1 protein-coding gene is annotated in these 298 nt (G+C 48.3%); it reads right to left on the reverse strand.

The features are described 5' to 3' along the window. Positions 1–224, reverse strand: a 224-nt coding sequence (locus PSHG_RS26130; RefSeq protein WP_010267611.1) for a transposase, incomplete at its 3' end; no start/stop codon positions are given. Between the last annotated feature and the right edge of the window lie 74 nt (positions 225–298).

Consider the following 298-nt stretch of genomic DNA (forward strand, 5'->3'; position numbering starts at 1 on the left):
TTGCCAATACGGGTACTGAGCTGATGAGGGTACGTCCCATTGCGATAACCGCGGCGTTCATCATTGCGTTCGTACCGTTCGGCGGCCAATTGCTCCGTCATCTGCGCTTGAAGCACCTGATTGACGATCGCCTCCATCAGTTGCTTCATCCCCTCATCCCGGGAATTACCTAAAAAAAGTTGATGCAATACCTCTGAATCTACGTTAATCTGATATTGAGCCATTTCTCATAATCTCCTCTCTGAATGTAGGTCGGCAACTTCATTCTAACCGAGGATTATGGGGATGGCTCCTATCA

The organism is Paenibacillus senegalensis JC66 (assembly GCF_000285515.1).
Lineage (GTDB): Bacteria > Bacillota > Bacilli > Paenibacillales > NBRC-103111 > Paenibacillus_L > Paenibacillus_L senegalensis.